The organism is Chryseobacterium sp. ON_d1 (assembly GCF_006829085.1).
GTDB lineage: Bacteria > Bacteroidota > Bacteroidia > Flavobacteriales > Weeksellaceae > Chryseobacterium.
Window position 1 is genome coordinate 19,494 of record NZ_BJTC01000022.1, and the last position, 21,253, is coordinate 40,746.

General features: G+C 36.3%; 19 protein-coding genes. 14 read left to right on the forward strand and 5 right to left on the reverse strand.

Annotated elements, in window-relative coordinates; genetic code table 11:
• Window positions 1–467 precede the first annotated feature (467 nt).
• The 6 genes from CRS_RS23975 to CRS_RS24000 all read left to right on the forward strand — a co-directional run bounded on the left by CRS_RS23975 (window position 468) and on the right by CRS_RS24000 (window position 5,882).
• Window positions 468–1,286: an RIP homotypic interaction motif-containing protein gene (locus CRS_RS23975; RefSeq protein WP_142726462.1), complete on the forward strand. Its 819-nt coding sequence runs from the start codon at window positions 468–470 to the stop codon at window positions 1,284–1,286.
• A gap of 121 nt (window positions 1,287–1,407) precedes the next feature.
• The gene (locus tag CRS_RS23980) at window positions 1,408–1,806 is read left to right on the forward strand and encodes a hypothetical protein (protein WP_142726463.1); all 399 of its coding nucleotides are present in this window, start codon (window positions 1,408–1,410) and stop codon (window positions 1,804–1,806) included.
• Between the two features lie 7 nt (window positions 1,807–1,813).
• A complete protein-coding gene (locus CRS_RS23985; protein ID WP_228451342.1) occupies window positions 1,814–2,548 on the forward strand; it encodes a curli production assembly/transport protein CsgE in 735 nt (244 codons plus the stop codon).
• Between the two features lie 11 nt (window positions 2,549–2,559).
• A complete protein-coding gene (locus CRS_RS23990; protein ID WP_142726464.1) occupies window positions 2,560–2,970 on the forward strand; it encodes a curli production assembly/transport component CsgF in 411 nt (136 codons plus the stop codon).
• Window positions 2,971–2,993: 23 nt separating this feature from the next.
• On the forward strand, window positions 2,994–4,358 hold the full coding sequence (locus CRS_RS23995; RefSeq protein WP_142726465.1) for a CsgG/HfaB family protein: 1,365 nt from the start codon (window positions 2,994–2,996) through the stop codon (window positions 4,356–4,358).
• A gap of 12 nt (window positions 4,359–4,370) precedes the next feature.
• Complete coding sequence (locus CRS_RS24000) at window positions 4,371–5,882, forward strand: carboxypeptidase-like regulatory domain-containing protein (protein ID WP_142726466.1); 1,512 nt, start codon at window positions 4,371–4,373, stop codon at window positions 5,880–5,882.
• Window positions 5,883–6,143: 261 nt separating this feature from the next.
• Here the strand turns inward: CRS_RS24000 and CRS_RS24005 are convergent, their stop codons facing one another.
• The 5 genes from CRS_RS24005 to CRS_RS24030 form a co-directional block, all read right to left on the reverse strand.
• Window positions 6,144–6,794 carry a response regulator transcription factor gene (locus CRS_RS24005; RefSeq protein WP_228451343.1) on the reverse strand — a complete coding sequence of 217 codons (651 nt, stop codon included), beginning with the start codon at window positions 6,792–6,794 and terminating at the stop codon, window positions 6,144–6,146.
• Window positions 6,795–7,007: 213 nt separating this feature from the next.
• On the reverse strand, window positions 7,008–7,475 hold the full coding sequence (locus CRS_RS24010; protein WP_142726467.1) for an OsmC family protein: 468 nt from the start codon (window positions 7,473–7,475) through the stop codon (window positions 7,008–7,010).
• A 281-nt stretch (window positions 7,476–7,756) separates the two neighbouring features.
• On the reverse strand, window positions 7,757–9,316 hold the full coding sequence (locus CRS_RS24020) for a ribonuclease E/G (RefSeq protein WP_142726468.1): 1,560 nt from the start codon (window positions 9,314–9,316) through the stop codon (window positions 7,757–7,759).
• Window positions 9,317–9,683: 367 nt separating this feature from the next.
• Window positions 9,684–9,974 carry an HU family DNA-binding protein gene (locus CRS_RS24025; protein ID WP_002984212.1) on the reverse strand — a complete coding sequence of 97 codons (291 nt, stop codon included), beginning with the start codon at window positions 9,972–9,974 and terminating at the stop codon, window positions 9,684–9,686.
• A 318-nt stretch (window positions 9,975–10,292) separates the two neighbouring features.
• Window positions 10,293–10,964 carry a response regulator transcription factor gene (locus CRS_RS24030; RefSeq protein ID WP_142726469.1) on the reverse strand — a complete coding sequence of 224 codons (672 nt, stop codon included), beginning with the start codon at window positions 10,962–10,964 and terminating at the stop codon, window positions 10,293–10,295.
• A 179-nt stretch (window positions 10,965–11,143) separates the two neighbouring features.
• Between CRS_RS24030 and tssO the strand changes: the two genes are divergently transcribed.
• From tssO to CRS_RS24070, 8 genes are all read left to right on the forward strand, one after another.
• Window positions 11,144–11,680: a type VI secretion system TssO gene (tssO, locus tag CRS_RS24035; protein WP_142726470.1), complete on the forward strand. Its 537-nt coding sequence runs from the start codon at window positions 11,144–11,146 to the stop codon at window positions 11,678–11,680.
• 11 nt (window positions 11,681–11,691) lie between these two features.
• Window positions 11,692–12,216, forward strand: coding sequence for a type VI secretion system transmembrane protein TssO (locus tag CRS_RS24040; protein WP_142726471.1), 525 nt, complete (start codon window positions 11,692–11,694; stop codon window positions 12,214–12,216).
• 48 nt (window positions 12,217–12,264) lie between these two features.
• Entirely contained in the window at window positions 12,265–13,176 is a 912-nt protein-coding gene (locus tag CRS_RS24045; protein ID WP_142726472.1) for a PKD domain-containing protein, read from the forward strand.
• A 47-nt stretch (window positions 13,177–13,223) separates the two neighbouring features.
• A complete protein-coding gene (tssR, locus tag CRS_RS24050; protein ID WP_142726473.1) occupies window positions 13,224–15,629 on the forward strand; it encodes a VWA domain-containing protein in 2,406 nt (801 codons plus the stop codon).
• Window positions 15,630–16,066: 437 nt separating this feature from the next.
• Window positions 16,067–16,474: a type VI secretion system tube protein TssD gene (tssD, locus tag CRS_RS24055; RefSeq protein ID WP_142726474.1), complete on the forward strand. Its 408-nt coding sequence runs from the start codon at window positions 16,067–16,069 to the stop codon at window positions 16,472–16,474.
• 610 nt (window positions 16,475–17,084) lie between these two features.
• A complete protein-coding gene (locus CRS_RS24060; protein ID WP_142726475.1) occupies window positions 17,085–19,580 on the forward strand; it encodes an ATP-dependent Clp protease ATP-binding subunit in 2,496 nt (831 codons plus the stop codon).
• A gap of 57 nt (window positions 19,581–19,637) precedes the next feature.
• A complete protein-coding gene (locus CRS_RS24065) occupies window positions 19,638–20,504 on the forward strand; it encodes a lytic transglycosylase domain-containing protein (protein WP_142726476.1) in 867 nt (288 codons plus the stop codon).
• A gap of 99 nt (window positions 20,505–20,603) precedes the next feature.
• The gene (locus CRS_RS24070) at window positions 20,604–21,143 is read left to right on the forward strand and encodes a YdcF family protein (protein WP_142726477.1); all 540 of its coding nucleotides are present in this window, start codon (window positions 20,604–20,606) and stop codon (window positions 21,141–21,143) included.
• Window positions 21,144–21,253 lie beyond the last annotated feature (110 nt).

Below are 21,253 nucleotides of genomic sequence, written 5' to 3' on the forward strand. Positions count from 1 at the left end.
TAACATTAATTAACCTATACCGTTACTAGGTTTTGAAAGATGAATTATAGAGAATTTTATCCTGTAATTGATTATGTCCTGTAAAGAATGAAAAATCTGATTTCAGATTTTAATTTTTAGAAGCAGAAACCTGTTTTCTATTGAAAGTGAATGTTTTATGGTGATTGTATAGTCAAAAGTGTATACCACGGAATTGTGAACTTGCAAAGTTGGTGTCTAACAGCAAAAAGCAGGTGAAAATCAATGGTTGAATGGATTGAATACTCACTATAAACAGATATACATGTAGTTCTGATATTGATCACCGGATTTTTCCGTAACTGAAAACCATGATTTTCTTACAACGGCAAACGGTGACTCATACACCTGTAAACAGTGACTTTTGAAATTTACACCGTGGTGGTGGTTTTTCATTTTGGTGCAGGAGCTACCTTTGCCTTACTATTAACCAATTAATTTTTACTAAGATGAAAAATTTACTTACAGGTGTATTTACACTATTCGCCATGAGTTTTGGATTCGCTCAATTTAATATTGATGTGACTACCCAAACAGGAAACTTAAATGTTGCTACTGTAAGCCAGGCTGGTCTTCTGAATATCAATTCTTTGACACAAACAGGGAATCGTAATACTGCAGATATAGATCAGACAGGTATTTTAAACATTAATACTGCCAAAAGTATCGGAAACAGAAATTCTATAGACGTAGACCAGGTAGGTATAGGAAATTCAAATGAAGTGAGCCAGATGGGAAACAGAAATTCTGCTTCAACATGGCAGCTTGGTGTTCTTAACTCTACGAAACAAACCCAGATCGGAAGAAGAAATGATGCCTCTTCGGTACAGATTGGATTGGGCAACTCTGTTGTTCAATATCAGGATGGAAGAAGAAACGACGCTTCAGCTGTTCAGGTAGGAAGCGGTAATATGGCATATCAGGTTCAGTTAGGAAGAAGAAATGATGCCAGCGGTGTTCAGGTAGGAGCTAATAATGTCCTTGTTCAGTATCAGGATGGTAATGATAACAGTGCAACCAATGCTCAGGCGGGTACTGGTAACATTGCCGGTTCAGTTCAGGTAGGAAATGATAATACTTCTGTGGGAATTCAGGCAGGTAATGCCAACCAGCTTTATCAGTTTCAGCTAGGAAATTCCAATACTGCCATTGATCTTCAGATGGGTAATGGTAATTTTACATGGGTTGCTCAAAGTGGCGATTCTCATATCCATGTAGGTACTCAAATGGGTAATGGCAACTCGATGATTGTGAATCAGTCCAATTAATTAAGCCCTATAACAATATACTGTAAATCTTAGAAATTGTAAGGGAGAAACTACAGGGTTTCTCCTTTTTTACCTTCGATTTTCTCTGTTTTGTTATTCATGTACTTTTAATAAACTGATTATGGTCAATTGGAAATGGTGTGTTCTGGCCTTTTTTATATTGCTGCCATTACATGCACAGGAAATAGACTGGGATAAGATCAACAGTAATACAATCTTTAATCTTATCACCAGACAGCAGACTGATCAAAGTTCTTATGGATCCGATATCACTCAGACGGGCGATCATAATAATGCCGAGCTGTCACTTAATGCCCGAACCCATATTATGGTAAAACAGCTGGGTGATTTTAATACCCTGTATTTTATTAATTCTTTTACAGATAAAGAAACAAAAGCTGCTGTTACAGCACAGGGAAATAATAATATTATTGATATTACAGGGAGCAACAGTATTTCCGATGGAATTCAGATCAATATAAAGGGAGATGATAAAACAGTTTTCATGAGAAACTATTAAAACACAGATGATGAAACTTTTATATTCCCTAAGTCTAAGCACTTTTTTAACCTTCCTGTCTGTATGGGTGTATGGGCAGGAAGAAAAAAAAGTGAACGCCAGAATAGAGAGCAGTCTCATTGAAAATCAGATCAGGCTGAAAGCAGTTGTCATGAATAATACAGCTGTTTACAAAGAACTGAATTACCTTTTGGTTTCTATTAAAAAAGGAAGCGAAGGAAATCTTTCGAATAACCAGCAGAGTGGTAAATTTTCCGTTAATCCCAATGAAGTGAAAGTATTATCAGAAATCAATGTGAACCTTGAATCAAAAGATGCACTGAAAGCTTTCCTATACATCAGAGATGAAGAAACCCAGAAACTAGTTGCCAAGGACAGCCTGGAGTTGAACAGTGATCTTTTTAAGAAGAAAACAGCTAAGATAGAGGAAGATGCTGCCTATGAACTCAGAGGGCTTACTATTGATGAAACAAAAACTAAGGTAGGAAAAGACTTTTATGATATGTTTTATATGCAGTACAGCCAGCTTCCGGATAAAAGCAGCAGTGTGGTTACTATTACAGAACTCCCTCTTCGTGGAACAAGCGGTCAGATCAATGTTCAGATTGAGGACAAAGTTATTTATAGTTTTATGACCAACCCTGCAGAAGATTATTTAATAGAACAGCTGAACTACAGCTTAAAGTATATCAAAGAATTTAACGCTAAGAAAAACCTTATTAAAAATGAATTCATCTATTAAAAATGTCCGCCATGAAAACCTTTATCATTATTTTGACCTTTATTGCGGGTATTTTCTACGGAAAATCTCAGCAGCTCGTCTATAAACCGGTCAATCCGGCTTTTGGAGGAGATACATTTAATTATCAATGGCTTTTAAGTTCTGCCAATGCACAAAATCAATTTGATAAAAAAAATGATTACACTGATTTACTTGATCGTGTAAATTCTCTTGACAGTTTTACCCAGAGTCTCAACAGGCAAATTCTCAGCGAACTTTCAAGAAAACTGTTTGATGAACAGTTTGGTGATGGAAATATAAAACCCGGAAATTATCTTTTCGGATCCCTTTATTTGCAGATCACCAATACTAATCAGGGACTTTTAATCAATATTTTGGATACCAGTAATGGCGATCAGTCCGAGATCGTAATTCCAAAATAAGAATAACTAAAAATTGACTTACCATGACAACCTACACTTACACCAGAATCTTTTTCTGTAGTTTCCTGCTATGTATTCTGCAGGCCTGTAGTTCGATATTCGGTTTACCTTCGGATCCCGAAAAACCAACCATGGGAGAAGTTACTTCTTCTACCGAAGAATTGAAAAACCTTCCCCTTCCCAAAGAGAAAATAGTAATAGGCGTCTATAAATTCCGTGACCAGACCGGCCAGTATAAACCTTCAGAAACTGGAAATAACTGGAGTACAGCAGTTCCGCAGGGAACCACAACCATTCTTATCAAGGCACTGGAAGACAGCCGTTGGTTTATCCCTATTGAAAGGGAGAATATTGCGAACCTCCTTAATGAAAGACAGATCATCCGTTCCACAAGACAGGAATATATTAAAGATACTGATAAAAACAATCAGTTGCTTCCTCCTCTTTTGTATGCTGGAATTCTTTTGGAAGGCGGTGTTATCTCTTATGACAGCAATATCCTGACCGGAGGACTTGGAGCAAGGTACTTCGGAATAGGAGCTTCCACACAGTATCGTCAGGACAGAATTACTATTTATCTTCGTGCGGTTTCTACACTCAACGGAGAAATTCTTAAAACAGTTTATACTTCCAAAACAATTCTTTCAACCAGTGTTAACGGCAGTTTTTTCAGATATATTGACACGGAAAGGCTGCTTGAGGCTGAAGTAGGGCTTACCCAGAATGAACCCGTTCAGCTCGCTGTAACTGAAGCCATTGAAAAAGCTGTAAAGGCTCTTATTGTAGAAGGGATTCAGGATAAAATATGGGGGAAAGCTATAGACGGTAACGGTGGATATCAAATCTTGATCAATGAATATAACAGGGAGAAGGAACAGAATAACGGCAGAGTGATCGGAGGAAGATATCCGGAGAATTACAGACAGAAAGTAGCTGTTTTTGCCAATATTGAAGGCCAGAAAGTCAGAGATGATTATGTGAATCCTAAAATGAATATCGGCGGAAAGATAGGATTTAAATATTTTCTCAATCCTTATTTTAATGTAGAAGTGAATGGTAATTATTTCACTCTTGAAAACGAAAATATTGTGAAAAGAAGTTATTTCGGTCCTGAAGTAAATCTGGAATATATTCTTTTCCCTAAGTATAAGTTCAGCCCATACCTGTATGGTGGGGCAGGTGCCATGTATTCGAAGTACAAACCTCAATATAAAGGACAGTTCGGAGGAGGGTTTGAATATATGATGAGCAGAAACATTTCATTGAGAGCTTCAGCTCAATATGATCTGGGTTTCAAAGATAGTTGGGAGGGTCTTGTGAATGGAAAAAGGAAAGATCAGGCTTTACGTTTTGGTTTGGGAATCAATTTTTACCTTGGAAACAAATAAAAAACACGAATTATGAAAACTTTAATTAAAATACTCAGCATATTCATCTTTGCTTTTTGTCTGTTTTCATGCAGTGAAGACCTTGTAGAGCAGGCTCAAACAGGAATTTTAAAAGGAAAAGTAGTAAAAAGAGGTAGTAATGTACCGATTCCTAATGTGAAAATTTTTACCAATCCCACAACACAGACGGTTTTCAGCGGTACAGACGGTTCGTTTGAGATCGCTGCCATGCCGGTAGGTAATTATTCAGTAAAAGCAGAACTTTCAGGATATATTACCAGTTTCCAGTCTGTCAATATACAGAATCAGAATCAGGTCGTAACCGTAGTTTTCGAGATGGATGATGATACTTCATTGAACTCTCCTCCCACTGTGCCGCAGCTGTTAAGTCCGATAGATAATGCCGTAAATCAGCCTTTAAGTGTTGAATTGACTTGGAGTGCAACAGATCCCGATACAGCAGATGTCTTAAAATACAGTCTGACGATTAAAAATAATCTTGACACTAACGTGATTCAGGTTAATGATTTGAAAGCCAACCATTATACGCTTTCAAATCTGAAGTTTGGTGTAAGTTACTTCTGGCAGGTGTCTGTTTCGGACGGCATTCACCAGCCAGTTTTAAGTACGGTCAGTAAGTTTACCACCAATACTGTTCCGGCCAATAGGTATCATTATGTTCAGAAACAGAATGGAAATTTCGTGATTATATCAAGTGACGCGCAGGGGAATAATTTCCAGTTTACCAACTCTTCATACAACAGCTGGCGTCCCCGCATGAATAATAACGCAGGCCTTGTTGCGTTCCTGCGTACAGATGGCGGAAGTACTCATATTTATACTGCAAATCCTGACGGTTCCAATCCTTTTAAAGTGACAACGGTTCCTGTAGCAGGTTTTAATAATTATGAAATGGATTTTGCCTGGAGTACCAATGGAAAGGAGCTTATCTATTCTAATTTTAATAAGCTTTATAGAATCAATAAGGATGGAAGTGGCCTCAGTCTGGTATATACAACTCCGGACGGAAGCATGATCTCGGAATGTGACTGGAGCTATGACGGAAGCAAAATAGCAGTGAAAACCAACGATTATAATGGCTATAACACTAAAATTTATGTGATCGATATGACTGGAAATGTGCTTAAGACTGTATTGTCGGGTACTGCAGGTGCCAGCGGTGGTTTGAATTTTTCTGTGGATGGACAGCTTCTTCTGTTCACCCGAGATGTTTCCGGATATCTGGATGGAAGCGGTAATTACAGGCAGCTGGATTCTCATATCTTCATCTATAATCTGGTTACGGATGTCGTTAATGATATTTCTTCAGAAAGCGAAAAAGTGATGGGAACCAATGATCTTGATCCTAGGTTTTCTCCTAATAATGCTCAGATTATTTTTATGAATACTTCCAATGATAATATTTCGCAGAGAAATGTAATGGTAATTGATCTGAACAATACATTGACGGATCTTACCAGAACTACGCTTTTCAGTAACGCAGAAATGCCAGATTATGAATGAGATGTTGAGATCAGGGTTTAAGATTCAGTACTCAAAATCGTTTAACATTTACAGCTGATTAAATTCAAAGTCCAAGGTTTTAGTTGAAGGCGGGACATGAGATTGTTAGGTATTTGATCTTTCTGTCCTGCTTTTTTATCTCAACTGATTTGAAATGCTTTAACAATAATTATCTGTCTGAAGGTGATGCGAATTGAATTGAGACAGAAAAAATTCCAGACTGTAAGGCCTGGGATTTTTTTGAGATTTTCATGGAATCTCTCAGTCGATGATATGATTTTCAATAGCATATTTTACAATTCCAACTGAGTTTTTCGCATTGAGTTTCAAAAGAATTCTTTTTCGATGTGTTTCTACCGTATTGATACTTATAAATAATTTTTCTGATATGTCTTTACTGCTGCACCCGTCACATATCAGTTTAAGGATTTCCATTTCACGGCGGGTAAGAGGCTCTTTAATATGTGGATTGGGCTTTCCCTGTTCTCTGCTGATAAAGCTGATCATTTTTTCCTTTGCATGGTCACAGATGTAGATCTCATTAAGGAGTAAAATATTAATAGATTTCAGGAATTCATCATATGTACAGTTTTTGTCAAGATAACCTTTGATGCCTTTGTTGAAGAGTTTCCGGATGTCAATCACGTCATAAGAACTTCCTATGATGATGATTTTTATATTTTGATGTTCAGAAATAATATTTTCTGTCAGTTTGCAAAGTTCCGTCAGCATAAGCATATTGGAACTCATGATAAGCATTTCCGGAGGTTGATCTTTTAAACGTTTGGAGAGGGGTTCTAAAGAATTACAAATGTCAATGGTGCTAAAAATATTACTCTGTGAAAGTAGTCGTGATAATCCCTCTGTATACAGCATGGGTTCATCAAAAATGGTCAATCTTGGTTTCATCATGGTCTGTTTTGTTTATATAAAAATAGGAAAAAAACTTTACATTTTGAATAAAATTGATAAATATTTTTAAATTATTGTGTTTTTATTGATATTAAAACATTATTTTTGTTGATTTTTTGCTAAATAATTCTCTTTTTGTTGATTTTTTTAGAGTTATTTGTGTTAAATTGTATTATCCATCATGGTTTATGAATGCTAATTTTTGTTTGTGACTTATTTAATTAACGTGGTAGGGATATGCCTGACTGTAAAATTAACCGAGTTGGCAATGAAACAATATTGATTAGCTTTATGATGAAGCTGTTCTGCTTTTTCTATCATTGATTCTTCTGCAACGGTTACCCTTGGGTACAGTGTCACTTCTGTAAAATGGCCGCTCCCACTGGCTGTTTCAGTCATAATACCTGTAGCCTCATCGGTATAATCGGTAACAATAATGCCTGCCTCAGAGCAGAAGTGAAGATACCATAACATATGACAGGAGGAAAGTGAGGATAAAAACAGTTCTTCAGGATTATATTGGGTTCTGTCGCCCCGGAATGCCGGATCAGATGAGCCTTCAATAACTGTTTTATTCTCCGCTGAAATGGTGTGGCTTCTTTCATAGGCTCTGTAACCACTTGTTCCTGTTCCCTGATTTCCTGTCCATTGGATGGTGATTTTGTAATGGTGATTTTTCATATTTTAAAGATAAAAGATAAAAGATAAAAGATAAAAGATAAAAGATAAAAGATAAAAGATAAAAGATAAAAGATAAAAGATAAAAGATAAAAGATAAAAGATAAAAGATAAAAGATAAAAGATAAAAGATCTTCGTTAAAATTCAATAGGGGGGAGCTTTATCCCTGTCTGTATATATAAACATCCATTGGCTTTATCCCAAACTAAATTATACATCATATTCTATACTTATCAATGCAAAATAAAAAACCTCCAGTACAACTGAAGGTTTGAATTTTGTCTTAATTAGAAAATTCTATCAATTCTTCTTTTTTGGAATTGTAGATCTTATATTCTAAATATTTAAAAGAATCCCTTGGAACAATGGTTACCCATTTTTTGTATTTCATAAACCATTTCATCTGGATACTTTTGATGCCTTTTGTAAGGTAGGCTTCCACAAACGGGTGTACATGCAGATAAATTTTTCCTTTCTCTTTCTGCAGGATGTTTCTTAAAGTTTCACCCATTCTTTCCACGATTACAATAGGAGCTACGATTTCTCCGTCTTTGTTCGGGTTTTCTTCTTTTGTATCGATCTGCTTTTCCGGACGGTTTCTTTGTCTGGTGATCTGGATCAGACCAAATTTACTTGGAGGAAGTATTTTGTGGCGGGCTTTGTCGCGCTTCATTTCCTCTTTGAGATGCTCGTAAAGATCTCTTCTGTGATCAGAATTCGGCATGTCTATGAAATCGATGACGATGATTCCTCCCATATCGCGGAGGCGAAGTTGTCTTGCGATCTCAGTAGCAGCCATTTTGTTCACTTTCAGTGCGTGCTCTTTATTGACAGCAGTTCCGGTAGTGATATTATTTCCGGAGTTGACGTCAACGACGTGAAGTGCCTCTGTGTGTTCAATAACAAGATAGGCTCCTTTGGAACTTGGAATGTTTACGTGCTTTCCAAAGCTCTGTTTAAGCTGTTTTTCAACATTGTAATATTCCAGAAGAGGAATATGGGAATCATAAAACTGGACAATATTTTTCTTTTCAGGAGCAATGACTTCAATGTAATTTTTCATTTCGTTCACCATCTGTTCATCATCACAGATGATATTGACGAAGTCCTGATTAAAATTGTCTCTTAAAATAGCTGAAGCTTTGTCTTCTTCGCTTAAAACTTTAGACGGAACTTTATTTTTCTGGATATTTTTAAAAGTGCTTTCCCATTTCTGAACCAGCTGGTTCATATCATTATGAAGGTCTGCTACTTTTTTTCCTTCTGCTACCGTTCTGATAATAACTCCGAATCCTTCAGGTTTTATACTGTCAATAAGAGTTCTCAGTCTTTCTTTTTCCTCAGAGCTTCTGATTTTTTTGGAAATGGAAACTTTATTGTCAAATGGAATTAAAACCAGGAAGCGTCCTGTTAATGAAATCTGGGTAGAAATTCTTGGACCTTTTGTAGATATAGGTTCTTTGGTGATTTGTAACAGAACCAGATCATCTTTGGCGATTACTTTATCTACCGTTCCGTTTTTGTCTATTTCGGGTTGTATCTCGAAATTCTTTAAGCTCGAAGTGCTTTGTTTTTTAGAAATAGTATCTTTTAAAAACTTTCTGTATGTAAGATACTGAGGCCCCAGATCCTGATAATGCAGGAACGCATCCTTATCATATCCGATATTGACGAATGCCGCATTCAGATTGGGTGCCAGTTTTTTTACTTTTCCTATAAACAGATCTCCAACTATAAAATCGCTTTTGTCTTCTTGCTCATGAAGTTCACATAGTCTTCCGTCTTCCAGCAGTGCAATCTTTGTAAGATCATCTTCATGCGAAACTATTAGTTCTTTCTTCATTTTTTAATAAGATAAAATTGTTAAGATTATAGGAATTGGATGTTTTTCTCGATTAATTCATCTATTAAATATAAGGATTTTGAACGAAAATCATTATATGTTTATTAAAATAATATTTGAAACCCTCCGTGTTCCGCGGAATCTTATAGTTGCAAACAAAAATATAGTTAGTGAACTTTATAAATTTAAATCCACCAACTATATTATTATATTGTAAATCTCGAGAAAAAGAGATTATTTTTTCTTATGTCTGTTTGCTCTTCTTCTTTTCTTTCTTTTGTGAGTTGCAACCTTGTGTCTTTTTCTTTTCTTTCCGCTTGGCATAATTTTAATTTTTTAGTAACTAGTTAATATTCAGTTAATGTTCTTATTTTACTGCAACTTTAGTTTTTACTTTCTCAACAAAAGATTTTGAAGGTTTGAAAGCAGGAATGTTATGAGCAGGAATCTCAATTGCAGTATTTTTAGAAATATTTCTTCCTGTTTTAGCAGCTCTTGTTTTAATGATAAAAGATCCAAACCCTCTTAGATAAACGTTATCCCCATTATACATAGAAGTTCTGATCTCCTGCATAAAAGCTTCTACAACTTTCTGTGTTTCATTCTTTTCTGTTCCCAACTTATTTGAGATGGTGTTTACCAATTCTGCCTTTGTCATTTCCTTATTTTAATTTTAAATTTTAGGTGTGCAAATTTAGTTAAAAAAATTGAATACTAGCAAATTAGTGGCAAAATATTTTTATTCAAAACGTTGGACTTTTCATGTACATGTTATATTAAGGCTGGGTGGTGATTATTTAACAATAAAATAATATAGCAGAATAATGGGGTGGAAATCTGATGAACAAAATTTAATAAACCCCGGCCATAACAGCTTTTGAAAAGTTTTATCATTTTCAATGGCAGATGCGTAATGGGTTGACTACTAATGTTTTTAATTCAGATTTTTAAATTATAAAAGACGAGATAAAAAATTTTATAAACTGGAATTATAATAGCCGTTTTCCACACAGAAGCGTATAAGGTGAAGCTTGGTCTTCAGTCCCAGCTTTTCTGTAAGACGGTTGATGTAGGTATCAATAGTTCTGGTACTCAGATTGAGTTTTTCTGCAATTTCCTTGTTGCTGAATCCCTCATAGCAGAATCTCATCAGCTGTATCTCAGCCGGTGAAAGCTCTTCCTGTCCTTTCTTCTGCCTGTCCATGTATTCCTGTACAGCGAGCGGCTGCTGCTCCCATTCTTTTGAATAAGCCTGGTAATCAAAGCCTTCAGAAGCAATACTTCCTTTGATGATATCTTTTATGATGGTGCTTTTTTTCTGACAGTAGTATATATTAGGGATCTTTGAAAGAATTTCGGCCATATCTTCCTGATAAGTGCCCGAATACGTAATGATAGGGGTTTCTGTATTGTTTTTTCTGATATATTTGATTGCTTCAATTCCGCTTAATACCGGCATAAACAGTTCAATAATGAAAACATCTTCCTGCCTTCTGTAGATTCTGTTTACCAGCTCATGTCCATTGTTACAGTCATTCAGAAGCATATAGAAAGGATTTTCCATAAGCGTTTTGATCATTATTTTCTTGAAATAAAAATCACTGTCAGCAATAGAAAAACGTACGGTATTGGATAATATTTTGCTCATTCCTAATATCGATTTGGCGAATGATATTTAAAATTCAGAGGTCTAATTTATGAAAAACTTATCAAAGGGAAAATTAATATTAATTTAATCAGGGTTTTCACGAAACAGGCTTGGGGAAATTACGTATTGTGCATAAAATTTTTTTTTTATATTTTCACAGGCCAAACAAATCGCAAATTATGTCTTCTAACAGGGAAAAAAAATTGAACAAATCTGACGTAAGAATGGGCATTTGGAAGTTTATTCTGTCATTTGTTGTTTTGTCGGTTGTATCTTTTGCTTGTCTATTTCTCTTCTTTAAGAGTTATGATATACAGCGGGAAGGGATTAGCCGGGAAGCTGAAGCATACAAAGAACTGATGCTTCGGAGTGATGTTCTGAAAGATCACATTGATGATATTTATGACAAAATGAACCAGCTTAGTATCAATAAGGTGGAAAACGAAGTATTTCTCAGAACCAGCATTATGGATAAAGTGAGGGATGCTAAAAATATTATGGGTAAGGACAGTGCTCAGAGTTTTAAGCATTATGCTGTACTGATGAAGCAGATTGTACCTATGATGACTTTAAAAGCTAAAATCATTGAAGTAGAGTATCAGAAGAAAACCGTTTTAAGGGACCTTGACGAATGCATGGGCAAAATCAAAGTAACCAACAACGAACTTAGAAAAGACCCTACAAGAAATTTCACCGGAAGTAAAAGAAGAAGATAAAAGAGAAAGATATGCAAGGACAAATCACATTATCAAAGAAGGAAAGGCATTATCAGTTTTTTTATTTAATACTGATGCTTATAACCGCTATGTTGTTTCTGGGAGTGATCTTTTTAAAGGGTTTTGAATCTCCCTTTTCTGATGAAGATGTAAGAGGTATTCAGAATCTTGAGCAGAAAGCAGAATTTGAACGACACCAGAAAATTGTTCTTCCCATCATGGACAGTACCTATACCATGATTACAAAACTTACCGATGACGGGCCACAGCCTTTTGTGGAAAATAATATTCAGCTTGGAGTGAACGACCTTAACAGCTATTTCAATGGCACTGACGTTGTCGATATCCGGAAAGATGCTTATCCACAGATTGCCAAATTCTATAAAATGTATTTTGATGACAAAAAAGTCATTTCGACAACTTCTGAAGATATTAAAATTTTCCAGAAGCAGGTAGATGAATGCCGAATCGGGTTTAAAGATAAGCAGAATAAGCTTTATCAGCGTGAGCAGGATCTGAAAGCAAGAATGCAGTAAGCAATAAATACTAGGAACTATAAATAAAACACATCACAATTACTAACTATGAATTATTTTCAAAAGAACAAGAAAAACATTATTATCGGTGTTATTGCAACTTTGCTGATCGCAGCTTTGGTTGCTTTGTGGCTGCAGAAAAAAGTAATCCATTCAGCCGATGATATTGTTGGGGTGGTTTATCCGTCTTCACTGGCGGTAGGAGATACACTTTTATTCGAGGACAAAACCCAGTTTGCCAAAACCAAGAGATGGAATTTCGGAGATGGGACAACTTCAGATAAAAACAGCGGTATTCACTTCTACAATAAACCGGGATATTATCAGGTAAGCTTGATCGTTGACAATAAGTATACGAAATCTTTTCCTGTAATGGTAAGTGCAAGAAGCGTTCAGAAACCAAAAGATACTGCCAAGATAAGTACTACGATTGAGGCTCCGGCGCAGGCTATGCAAAATGAAAATGTACCTTTCCGTGCTATTTCTGAAGCCAAACATTTCGCCTGGAAATTCGGAGAGACAGGAAATACAGATGCCAAGGATAAGTTTACCATCTATTCTTATAAAAAACCTGGAGATTATCTGGTAACATTATACACTGAAGAAAGCCAGGATCCTGTTTACCACCGTATTAAGATTCTTCCGGCTTACGATGCTCTTGCGGAAGATGAAGTTTCAGTAGAAGATTCTTATGCAAAAGTAGATAATGATTTCAAATACCACCTGCAGCAGATCGCCAACGGAAACAGCTTCAATATGCACTATAATTATCTGTTGAAAACTTATCTGTGTAATAATGAGAATACGGTTGTTAAAGTAAATGACAGCAAAGTCAATAACTTCTATATGTACTGTGCAGGTCTTCAGTTTGACAAGAATACGGTGATCCAGACAGTGAAAGTCAATCTGGATGATACACAGAACTGTGTAACTAAAGTAGATATCAACCAAAGCAAATAATTTCGTCCGGTCTTACGGATGTACCAATCATAAAAAGATTAAATAGGATGAAAAATAAATTTCCTCTAGCAGCATATTATATAGGGTTATCAGTATTATTGACGGGTTGCCAGGTAACACTGCCGTCAAAGAAAACCCCGGAACCATCGCAGTATGGACAGGTGGATACTTCTCCTGTCGTTAATGGTTATCCTAAAAAGTCTGTTCCATGGATTGTCATTTCAGACAGATCCAGAAATACGGCTTATCTGGATAAAGATGATGAGAAATCTTACAAAGAAGTAAAATTCCTTGAGCCTTTAATGGTTCTGAAACATAGGGACGGAATGGTAAAAGTAGCAGAGTATGTTCCTGATGCTTTAATGAAGAAAGTTTCGTCAAAATCAGTTAAAACATACGGTTGGATCCCGGAGTCAGATCTTCTTCTCTGGAACAATGCCCTTAAAAGCGAAAAAACAGGTTATCCGGTAAGGGTTGCTGTAGTACCTAATAACAGCGAAGTCATCAGAAATGCTGAAAGGTATTATAAAAATGACTCCATTATGGTGTTTAACTCACCAAGTCTTATCGAAACGGCCAACGTAAAAATTCCTAACGGACAGATTGTATATGTATACAAGATGGCTGAGAATAACAAACGTTTTTTAGTAGGTAAAAAGCCTTCTGTTGATATGGACAGTATCAGCAAAGGACTTTACGGATGGGTGAGCTCCAATGTTATTTCTACGTGGGGAGAGCGCTCTGCTATCAAGCTTAAAAATACAACAGGAATCAATGATTCAGCTCTGGGAATTCATGAAGGCCATCCTGGTGCTTCTGCATCAGATGCAACAAATAAAACAGCAGTTCTTCTTACTGAGGTAAACAAAAGAACACCGCTGGAAAATATTTTCCCTGTAAACCTCCCACTGGAAGAAACACCAACTCTTGACTCTAAAACAAAATATTTTACCAATATTTTGGATTACAGCAAGAACTTTGTTTCCAATGTATTGGGAGAGCCTATTCGCTTTGACAGATACAGAGAGATCACTGACCGGGATAAAAATATCAATATTGTTTTTGCATTGGATGTAAGTGCTGCCAATGCACCGTATGCACCTATCGTAAAATCATTATTACAGGATCTTCAGCTTAGATTTGAAAAGCCATCCTACTTTAATAATGTTAAATATGGAGTGGTTTTATATAAAAATAACCCTTGCGGAAATAATGTTTCTGTGTCTAACTTAAGTTCAGACTATACTAAAATCACAACATTTATTGACGATAAAACAAATGAAATGAACTGCGCAAGCAATAGTGGGTATCAACCAGTAGGAGAAGCTCTTACTGCTGCAGGAAACCTTCTTTCAAATGTTCCTGATGAAACCAATATTGTCGTGACTGTAGGAACTTCTGCAAGCCAAAGCGGAAATATGTACAGTGTAATCAGTTCGCTGACTCAGGCACAGGCAAGACTGATCATGTTCCAGACAAGCGCAAGATCTTCAGATAACTACAATGATTTTGTACTGATGGCTGAAAATGTGGTTACCAATACAGCCAAAAATATTGCTGAGCTTAAAAAGCAAAAGATCATCAACCAATACGATGTCCTTACTAAAAATAATTTCAGTCTGGTAGAAGGTGATGAAGGGTTCTTTTCTCTTGCTTATCCTAAGCAGAGTATGTCACAGGGGTTCGTTATATTCCCTAAAAAAGGAGATATCACAACACCCGGCTTCCTGAAAAAATCTGTTGACAGCCTTATTGCACAGGTTACTTTGGATAACCAGACTATTGACAAATCACTCAATGAATATTTCCATTCATCTGTAGGGGCAGGAAGAACAGATGTTGATCTGAAGTATAAATACCTTTATCCCGGACTTACCAATCCTGTTTCTGCAGGCATTGCTGCACAGCTGATCAACTATGGAAGCCCATTCCTTGTGAAAGGGTATATTCCAAAAGAGCTGAAAGAATTTACTCCGGGAATAGAAAAAGGAATTCTTATTTCTGAATCAGAATATGATAATCTTAAAGCTTTCTACACAGAAGTATACAGAAATACGCAGGCTGATCGTGCAGACTTTAATCAGGCAAGAGCCATTAAAGAATATGTTAAACTGCTTAAGAAATATAATCCGACCATTAAATTCTTAGATAAGGGAGCTCTTTATGAACTGCCGATGTCTTATGCAATCGGGATGAGTACCGGATTTGATCTTTCCGAAGAAGAACTGATGGCTAAATATAAACTGAAAGGCTGGAAAAAATCCAAAGTGGTTCCTAATGAGACTGTAAAGAATTATTTCTACCACTATAAAAATCTGGCAGACAGAATGCTGGCCAACAGAAACAATCCGGCTGTAAAAATTCAGCAGAACGGACAGACATTCTATTGGCTTAATGAATATTTTACCCCATCAAGAATTCCGACGGAACAGCCGGAATACACGAAGCATTAGGAAAATCATTTTCATTATATCAAAGCAGGAGTATACACTTCTGCTTTTTTTGTGATGTGAAAGAATAATAAGCTGCACCTCTGTACACATTCATATTCAATCGTCAAACCTTTTTTCGAAAAGTGATATGGATACTTTAAAAAAAAATTAAAGATAACTTATAGTACATAATTCACCTCTGATTTTCAGATTGATTTCCCTTTTGAGTGCAAAATTATTTTTTATCCTGAAAATGAGATATATTCCAAAATGCTTTATTGAAGGGTGTTATATAAATGGATATAAATCTATTGTCGTAGAATTACGACAAGAAGTCGTAGAACTACTACAATTTTTCAGATTTATAATGAAAAGTTTTTTTAGGAAGAAAAGAGCTTCTATATTTGCTGTACAATCACTGAGTCACAAAATATTATTAACGATTAAAATTTGCAATCATGGCAGAAAGAAATTCAAGAGGAATCTTAAAATTCAACAACGGTGAAGGGCAAAAGCTGCTAAAGATGAACTACAGTGTATCCAGATCTACAGATGTATCGGGACGTGTAGCATCAGACCCTTCTAACGCATTAATCAAAGTAACGGTAGAAGCTACTGAAAAATCAGATATTCTTGAAAGTTTGTTAAACGGTAAATACAAACCTACAGTAGGAGAAATTACCTTCAACAAATCTCATGAAGAAGGAACCCTGATTACTTTAAAATGGGAAAATGGATATGTCATCCAGCACCAGGTGGATTTCGACGCAGTAGACAGCAACAGTATGCTGATCAGCTTTGTAATAAGTGCTGAAACCATTGATTATGGTGATTCTCAGTATAACGGTCTATGGCCAGGCAACTAATATTTACACACATTATCAACATTCATAAAGAAAAAGACTGTCCCTAAATAAGACGGTCTTTTTTGACTGATGAAAATTGATGAAAAACTTTTATTCTGCAACAGATGTGCATAATTCTGTTAAGTAAATATTGTGATCTTTCAGTTTGAATGTTGTCCGCTTCTGAGATATTTTATTTTGATAGAAAATATGATGTTTTTGAAGATATAATATACTTTCTCTAAGCCTGAATCTTTCATTGAGTTTAAGATCCAGGTCCTTTTTTCAAAACCAATTTAATTGAAAAATTATATGGGCTGGCAGAATCTTCAGCAGTGCTTTTCTCAGCCTACTTCAATGAGTTAGTCTGATTAAAAGTTGTCCTGGAGCGGTAATATGTCACAAAATTCAATGATCAGCATTGAGTTGGGTAACAAAAAAATACAGTTGTTACTTCTCTAATTGAAGAATTAGCTATCTTTATATCATTTAGAATAAAATAGTTAATTTTAACTACCTGAAAAGATAAATTTTGATTTTCTGGTTATAAGGAATAAAAATTAGATCAAACCATCAAATCTGAGACACATTAAAAGCAAAACGCAAATATATTAATATAAGAAAATTATAAATGGGAGTACTAGTAACCAACGAAACAGTAAAGCAACTATTTCATATTGCTCAGTCGATAGCGAAGGAAAATTATAATGGAACGTATGGAGGCCCGCATATCCTGCAGGCTTTAATGCATAAAGATATCGGACTCAATGAATTCCTGAAAAGTATAGATAAAGATCCCGGATACTTCTACGAATGGGCAGACGTCCGTATCGAAGAATATCCCAAAACCAGTCATCTTCCGGATGAAGTAGGTCAGGATGATGCGGTGGATACCCTTATTGAAGAAGCTGATGATATCCGTTTAAAATTAGGACTGGATGAGATTACGCCAATCTGTATTCTTACCGCTATTGTAAAGCCGCAGGTGGTATTCTCTCTTCAGCAGTTAAAATCCCTTCCTTTGAGAGAACATGAGATCTTCAATCTGTATAGGAAAGATACTCCGTTTACTGTTTCTGAAGATGGAGATTTCTCATCATTATTTTCAAATGGATCAGACCATTCAGATTCTTCCTTTCCTTCCATTAAAAGCTACTGTCTAGACAGAACGGCACAGGCAAGAAAAGGAGAGATCGAAAATATCATCGGCAGAGATAAAGAACTCAGAATGCTGGTGGAGATCCTTTGCCGCAGAAGTAAGCCGAATGTGATCATTATCGGTGAGCCGGGAGTTGGTAAAACAGCCTTGGTAGAAGGTTTTGCTACTGAAATTATCAAAGGAAATGTTCCGGAAATGCTTAAAAACGGTACCCTTTTAGAACTGGATACCGGAGCATTACTGGCCGGAACCTCTTATAAAGGAGAAATTGAAGACCGTCTTAAAAAAGTAATCAATGAATGTAAGAAAATTGAAAAAGCTATTCTTTTTATTGATGAAATTCATACCCTTTTAGATCCGAAAGGAAGCATCGGAAATGTAGCCAATCTCCTTAAGCCTGAGCTTGCCAGAGGTGAAATTACAGTAATCGGAGCGACAACACAGGAAGAATACAGAAAAATTATAGAACCAGAACAGGCTTTTAACCGTCGTTTTGAAGTTTTAACCGTTCATGAACCGGATGAAAAAACCTGCGTAAAAATGATTGATGTTCTTCTTGAAGGCTACAAAAAACACCACGGCATTGAAGTGGAAAAAACAGCCCTTCCTGAGTGTGTACGTCTGGCAAAAAGATATGCGAAAGGTAAAAAATTACCAGATGCTGCTATTGACTTGTTAGACAGAACAATGGCTGCGATCAAAATGCTTGATGAACTGTCAGAAAAAGAACTCAACAGTTGGAAAGAAAGCTATGATACTATCCTAAAAGAAGAATATGCTGACAGCAAAGATAAAGCAGATGAACTGATCTGGACATACAATCTGTTAAGAGATAAAATAAGCCCGATTCTTTGGGGATCACTAAGCGAGCAGCCATCAATTGACAACTCTATGCCGGTAGATCAGATCCAGAAGATTATTGAAGATACTTATGCTGAACTCCTGCAGCATGCAGCGAAGAAAAGAGAAAAAGTAGACAGGCTGGAACTGGCGGCTGTAATGGCTGCAAAGACCAATATTCCTATCGGGAAGATCCAGGCTCAGGAAAAAGAGAAGCTTCTGAACATGGAATCCCTTCTGTTGAATCGAGTCGTAGGGCAGGATCATGCTTTAAAAATCCTTTCCGATGCCATCGTTGAAAACCGAAGCGGACTGAATAAACCGGGGCAGCCTATCGGATCTTTCTTCCTTCTGGGACCTACAGGAACCGGTAAAACAGAGTTGGCCAAATCAATGGCAGAATTGCTTTTCAACGATGAAAAGGCAATGGTGCGTTTTGATATGTCAGAATTTAAAGAAGAACATTCTGCTGCACTGCTATACGGAGCGCCTCCGGGATATGTAGGATATGAAGAAGGAGGTATGCTGGTGAATAAGATCAGGCAACAGCCTTATACCGTTGTTTTATTTGATGAAATTGAAAAAGCCCATCACTCTGTTTTTGATGTATTTCTTCAGATTATGGATGAGGGTAAAGTTCATGATAAATTAGGTAAAGAAGGGGATTTCAGCAACGCGCTGATCCTGTTTACCTCCAATATCGGAAGTGAGGAAATTGTAAAACAGTTTGAAGAAGGGAAAATTCCGGAATCATCTTCACTGATGCAGATCATGTCCAATTCAGGACGTTTCAGACCTGAATTTTTGGCAAGAATTACAGAGATTATTCCTTTTGCTCCGATCACGGAATCCATTGCTGAAAGAATATTTAATATTCAGCTGAAATCACTTCATGCTTCATTGACAAGGTTGGGAATCGCTTTAAAAATAAGTGATGAAGCTGTAAGGAACCTTGCATTGGGAGGATTCAGCAGCAAATATGGGGCAAGACAGATTTCAGGAGTAATCCGTGCACAGCTTGCAAGGCCTATCTCTAAAATGATTGTCAGGGAAGAAGTGAAGTCCGGGCAGACCATTCATGTAGACTGGAATAAAGAAGAAGAAAAACTAAGTTGGAAAGTAGATTAATTATAAGGCAAAAGAGTAAATTTGTGAACCCGCTTTTTTACCTTAAATACTATTAAAATGAAAACTATTGTCAGAAATATCTTTACAGGTTTACTGTTATTGGGTACAGCTGTTTTTGTAAACGGACAGTTTCTTGCTGCTTCTGATACGTCAGAAAACAGCGTGAAAAAATATCAGGGAATCATTAAAGCCAATAAAGATCTGGTAGAATTTATTGAGCAGTTACTTCGTCAGAAAGGCCTTCCCAAGCATTTGAGAAACCTGGCTCTGATTGAATCTCATTTTGACAGAAATATTACGTCAGGAGCCGGAGCTGTGGGGATCTGGCAGTTTATGACTGCCCATGCCAATCAGTACGGACTTACAGAGCAGGGGCGTACTGATATTTATAAAAGTACAAAAACTGCGGCTGTTTCTTTAAGTAACCTGTATAAAAAGTATAATAATTGGGTAACTGTGGTTGCAGCGTATAACTGTGGTGAAGGAAACATAGCCAAAGCAATGGAAGCTGCCGGTTCTTCCCAATACCATGAGTTTTATAAGTATCTTCCCGCAGAAACGATTAATCATGTCAAGAAATACCTGAATGCATGTTATGCTACGGGAGAGCTTGAGAGTGTATTGAATAACTATAACTCTTCAAGAATCAATAAAATTTTCTTTGAGGATGGAAACAGAAAAGTTATTCAGCCTGCTCTTTCAGAGACCGAAATCAATGCCGGATTCAACCTGAAAATTGTTGCTGATGAACTGAATGTTGATGTTGATAGAATCCTGGCCTGGAATCCCGGTATAATGGATGAGCTTCAGAAAAAAGGAGAAAGTACATTCTATCTTCCGGTTGATCTCATGCCTGATTTTCTGCTGAGAAAAAATAAAATATTGGTTCGCTCCATAAAAGAAGGAGGAAAGATTCAGCAATAAGATAATATATAATAAAAAATAATGAATGGCAATCAGTTTTACTGGTTGCTATTCTCTTAATAATCAATAAAAGCAGAGATTGTTGTGAAAAAAAGACTGATGTTTATTCTCTTAATCCCCGTGTTCTGGCTTTCTGCTCATACGGTTTACATTATAGCTGATGGGATGAAAGATAAAGGAGAGAAGGCAGACTTAGCTGTGGTTCTTGGAAATAAGGTAAATGAGGATGGGACATTATCAGAGAGATTGCGGGCCAGGCTTGATCAGAGCGTTGTGTTGTACAACTCAGGTCGCGTAAAGAAGATTCTTGTAAGCGGAGGATTGGGTAAAGAGGGGTATTGGGAGGGCGATAAAATGAAAGAATTCCTGGAGATCAAACATATTCCGAAAGAAAATATTATTGTTGATAATAAAGGCAATAATACTGAAATGACAGTAGAAAATACCATCAGGATATGTGACAGCCTCCATTTCAGAAATGTTATTTCCGTTTCACAATATTACCATCAGACAAGAATTAAAAAACTTTTCATGAACCGTCATTTTTACACCGTAGAAAGCTCAAGTCCGAATTACTTTGAAATAAGAGATTTTTACTCTGTTTTCAGAGAAGTGATTGCCTATTATTGGAATCAATAATTGATTAAAATGATTCTGATTTACTATTAATAAAGTCTCAATATTTCTCAGTGATGTGGAAAATTATAGAATTTACCAATAGTTTTTACTACATATAAATCTTTTGTCCA

What these genes read in the sequence shown, in the direction of transcription:
- CRS_RS23975 (WP_142726462.1), top strand. Translation starts at nt 468, where the DNA reads ATGAAAAATTTACTTACAGGTGTATTTACACTATTCGCCATGAGTTTT.
- CRS_RS23980 (WP_142726463.1), top strand. Translation starts at nt 1,408, where the DNA reads ATGGTCAATTGGAAATGGTGTGTTCTGGCCTTTTTTATATTGCTGCCA.
- CRS_RS23985 (WP_228451342.1), top strand. Translation starts at nt 1,814, where the DNA reads ATGATGAAACTTTTATATTCCCTAAGTCTAAGCACTTTTTTAACCTTC.
- CRS_RS23990 (WP_142726464.1), top strand. Translation starts at nt 2,560, where the DNA reads ATGAAAACCTTTATCATTATTTTGACCTTTATTGCGGGTATTTTCTAC.
- CRS_RS23995 (WP_142726465.1), top strand. Translation starts at nt 2,994, where the DNA reads ATGACAACCTACACTTACACCAGAATCTTTTTCTGTAGTTTCCTGCTA.
- CRS_RS24000 (WP_142726466.1), top strand. Translation starts at nt 4,371, where the DNA reads ATGAAAACTTTAATTAAAATACTCAGCATATTCATCTTTGCTTTTTGT.
- CRS_RS24005 (WP_228451343.1), bottom strand. Translation starts at nt 6,794, where the DNA reads ATGATGAAACCAAGATTGACCATTTTTGATGAACCCATGCTGTATACA.
- CRS_RS24010 (WP_142726467.1), bottom strand. Translation starts at nt 7,475, where the DNA reads ATGAAAAATCACCATTACAAAATCACCATCCAATGGACAGGAAATCAG.
- CRS_RS24020 (WP_142726468.1), bottom strand. Translation starts at nt 9,316, where the DNA reads ATGAAGAAAGAACTAATAGTTTCGCATGAAGATGATCTTACAAAGATT.
- CRS_RS24025 (WP_002984212.1), bottom strand. Translation starts at nt 9,974, where the DNA reads ATGACAAAGGCAGAATTGGTAAACACCATCTCAAATAAGTTGGGAACA.
- CRS_RS24030 (WP_142726469.1), bottom strand. Translation starts at nt 10,964, where the DNA reads ATGAGCAAAATATTATCCAATACCGTACGTTTTTCTATTGCTGACAGT.
- tssO (WP_142726470.1), top strand. Translation starts at nt 11,144, where the DNA reads ATGTCTTCTAACAGGGAAAAAAAATTGAACAAATCTGACGTAAGAATG.
- CRS_RS24040 (WP_142726471.1), top strand. Translation starts at nt 11,692, where the DNA reads ATGCAAGGACAAATCACATTATCAAAGAAGGAAAGGCATTATCAGTTT.
- CRS_RS24045 (WP_142726472.1), top strand. Translation starts at nt 12,265, where the DNA reads ATGAATTATTTTCAAAAGAACAAGAAAAACATTATTATCGGTGTTATT.
- tssR (WP_142726473.1), top strand. Translation starts at nt 13,224, where the DNA reads ATGAAAAATAAATTTCCTCTAGCAGCATATTATATAGGGTTATCAGTA.
- tssD (WP_142726474.1), top strand. Translation starts at nt 16,067, where the DNA reads ATGGCAGAAAGAAATTCAAGAGGAATCTTAAAATTCAACAACGGTGAA.
- CRS_RS24060 (WP_142726475.1), top strand. Translation starts at nt 17,085, where the DNA reads ATGGGAGTACTAGTAACCAACGAAACAGTAAAGCAACTATTTCATATT.
- CRS_RS24065 (WP_142726476.1), top strand. Translation starts at nt 19,638, where the DNA reads ATGAAAACTATTGTCAGAAATATCTTTACAGGTTTACTGTTATTGGGT.
- CRS_RS24070 (WP_142726477.1), top strand. Translation starts at nt 20,604, where the DNA reads ATGTTTATTCTCTTAATCCCCGTGTTCTGGCTTTCTGCTCATACGGTT.